Raw genomic sequence first — 3530 nt, forward strand, 5'->3', positions numbered from 1 at the left:
CCCCCCCCCCCCCCCCCCCCCCCCCCCCCCCCCCCCCCCCCCCCCCCCCCCCCCCCCCCCCCCCCCCCCCCCCCCCCCCCCCCCCCCCCCCCCCCCCCCCCCCCTTTCAAGCAGAAGACGGCATACGCGATAATTGGCGGAGTCTCGTGGGCTCGGAGATGTGTATAAGAGACAGCTATTAGTACGGGCATAGACGAATGCATCCAATACCTCATCAGAAGTCAGTTCTGCTGAGGCATTCGCTTGGTCAGATAGCGTTAGTTCGAGTAATCCGTTTCCTCCGTGTGGTGGAGTCCAGATTCGTGAGACTGTTCCTGGAAAATAATAGCTATCAATATCCCATCCTCCCAAGTTACGGGCATAGGTAGTCCATTGCTGTTCATTGCACTCTTCCGACTCATACAGCAGTCCAGCGTGCATGATGCCACTACGTGTCACTCGTCCCTGCGCTTGCGGTAACAGCGATGAAATCAATTGCTCCTGAGTTACCATTCGACGAAAACCTATACCAACCTGATGTCCCCAATGCCATAGCCCAGCTGGACTAGGAAATACTCCTGCAGCTCGCATATGAGCGTCTAGTCGATTTTCCCGATTGGCGGTCAGGTTGTATTCGGTAAAAATGGTATGCAACAGGTGGGTATATTCCCGAACTGTCAGTACCGCATCACTCATCTTGACGCGTTTTCGCTCGAGTTCTTTCTGCCGCATGTCTATGGCACCTGGTATGAGGCTGAATACGCGATCCTTCATAATTCGGTGTGGAACCTCGACACACCCTTTGAGATCGGGACGGTAGGGAGGGGTGTAGCTGAGGCAAGGTATCAACTCTGCCCCAGTAATTCGCGCTGCTTGCGACAGGTATTCTCCACGATCGCACAGCAGGCTAAAGCACATAGTTGGGACCGGCTGGAGTGAGAGCACTGCCTGATATCCCCATAAGTCAGCAATCAGGGTCGGGTCAGCAGCCGCGCAGAAAAGCGCGATTTTGGCCATGTGCCAGCTGGGGCCGGTTAAGCATACATAAAATCCAACTATGGCCGAGCTCCAGACATCGACGATGATGTAAACAACCGGTCTGCCAATGACCCAGGCCCGATTAATTGTTGAGCGTAGATAAATATCCCCAACGGTCGAGTCAATTGCCCAGGTATGACCAGGGCCTGCAGTATCCTGCCATGATCGCCCTGTCATGCCGCGCATGTTACGCTGGAAATGTCCCTTGGTTGTCTGGGCCATCAGTCGTTGCAGTCTCGGCGTATCTACCTCTAAAACACGGCGTATTTGCGCACGATTAGGATAGGTCCCGAGCTGTGGTTCGATAGCAACTAACTGGCCATTGACCTGCTTGTAGCGCTGGATAAATGCGCTAGCCAGAATCATTTTGCATCGCTCAGGCATAGGGGGTTTGGGCGAGTGGATCGCTTTATCTGCGGCCATGATCCGGTGGCGCCAATCTGTGCTCATTCCAGGCTGTTCTGGTGGGAGATCTTCTCCGTATGCTCTGGCAATGCGTTGTTTAGTTGTTTTGGCCCCAGATTTTTTTCGTCCACCGGGATCGCAGGGCCTCGTAATGCCCGGTGCACCACAGCGATCCCAGCGGGGCATCAGGCTCGACTCGTTAAACCCCAATCGGCATAGCAGAGAAAAGAGTTTCGTTACGGTGGAGCGACTGGCTGTACTTCGTGCCATAGCTTCTTTGATAAGTCGGCTGACGCTCTGATAAGCAAGAATGTGTTCACGTAGGGTGGGAAATGCAAGGAAGTCCTGCATAATCTCTATGCGTTTGTTGTGGATTGCTCGGTCTTTTTCTGGAACAGCTGACAGGTAGCGAGACTCCTGTTCAATGACTAGCGTGAGTATTGCATTGACGCTCTCCAACTGATGCAGGGTTACGTGGTCAATCCAGATTAATGTCCCAACCTGTGGTGGTTGGGTCTTCTTTCTAGGTCTTATCGTGTTTTCCGCCCTAGGGCGTCCTTGGCGATTGGGAGCGCGTTCAGCGGGAGGGTCGAGTCTGACAACGCAGACCTTCTCGAGCCGTAGTTCGTTCAAAATGACTCGGTAGATCCCGGTGTTGTCTCCGTCAATAATTTGGATAACTTGGTTGTGCATCAGATCCATGCCGACCTCCTCATCGCGATAGGGTTTTGTGCGAGGAAGGCCGACTGGGTAAGATTTCTGAGTGGTAGATGGGGCCGCCAGCAACGGGTGAGATCGATTGGGAGGTAGCCTAGGCATACGGCCTGCCACAATGCTCGTTGGGCCAGGTCCATCTCACCGGTGACTGCACAGAGGGATTGCAGCGTAGATGTTAGTGATTGTTCTGGCTGCGCTTTTACGATATCAGCGATTTTTAAAAGCAAGTTTTGGGGAACCTGTTCGCCCAGCGCCCAAGGGGCAGCTCTCCTAAGCGTCAGACCAATTCGTTTGTCAAACTGCTCGGGTGTGATCAAGAGCCACTGAATTTTCCTCGCCTGCCAGTAGGCCTGTTCAATTGCTAGCAACTCCTTGGTCCGAGGCTTATTGAGTTCTTTGGTTTTTTTGTAGGCGATGGCTAATAGTTCAGGGGTACGATCAGCGTGTTTCAGCGTTAGGAGAAAATCTGTAGACATTACCCAAGGGGCTGAATGGCCTTTACCTTCTCCAGTCACCTTGGGATGTTTGTATCCTAGATTAGACGCGATATCCTGCGTACCAGGAAGGCCTGCTAAATTTGCTTTGGGGTCGTATTCGTTAATTTCGTGTTGTGCCGTTTTGAGTGACAGCGGAAATTGCTCACGAAGGTCATCAATATGCGGGAGCATGGTGATGAACAGGGTCATGACCAATTCTCCATCGCTAAGAAGTTCACGTTGGCGACCGCACCAGTTGAGTAAATGAGAACGTCCACAGCTTGCAGGGTCGCTGCGACTTACTCGATGCCATGGTATGTAATTTGCATGTTTTCCTGTGCCGCGATCTAGCTTTCGGAATTTTTCGAGAACCTTGGGTGTGAAACGCTTTGTGGTTCGCATGAGATACCTCCGTTTCCTGAGGACGAGCAAGGGCCCTGCCCGTCCTCAGACGTTCAAAAACAAACGGGGGTTGACGAACTGCGGTCGCAGTTCGTAGACTGGAAGTGCCATAAGCTTCTAGTCTGGGTTCCCCCAGGGTGCAAAGCGCTCGATTGCCGTCGAGCGCTTTTTTTATTTCTTCAGTTTTCTCGTCTTAGAATGTCCTTTCTAAGCTGGATGGTGCGATTCCAAGCGACCTATCTAGATGGTGTTGCTCTTCGTTTTGATAACCAGGCTGCGACTTCTATGGTCAGTGCAAATGAACCACGGCGGCCCTCAATTTTGAAAACCGTAATCGGTAGTTGCTGTCTCTTATACACATCTGACGCTGCCGACGACAGCACGGAGGTGTGGGTGGGGGTGGGGGGGGGGGGGGGGGAGAGGGGGGGGGGGGGGGGGGGGGGGGGGGGGGGGGGGGGGGGGGGGGGGGGGGGGGGGGGGGGGGGGGGGGGGGGGGGGGGGGGGGGGGGGGGG

At 54.2% G+C, this 3530-nt stretch carries 1 protein-coding gene; it reads right to left on the bottom strand.

Annotation, left to right across the window (positions count from 1 at the left end; translation table 11 throughout):
• Positions 1–2114: 2114 nt before the first annotated feature.
• A complete protein-coding gene (locus tag JHD59_RS21645; protein ID WP_199155786.1) occupies positions 2115–2825 on the bottom strand; it encodes a TnsA endonuclease N-terminal domain-containing protein in 711 nt (236 codons plus the stop codon).
• Positions 2826–3530: the final 705 nt, after the last annotated feature.

The organism is Chromobacterium sp. ASV23 (assembly GCF_016428945.1).
Classification (GTDB): Bacteria; Pseudomonadota; Gammaproteobacteria; order Burkholderiales; family Chromobacteriaceae; genus Chromobacterium; species Chromobacterium sinusclupearum.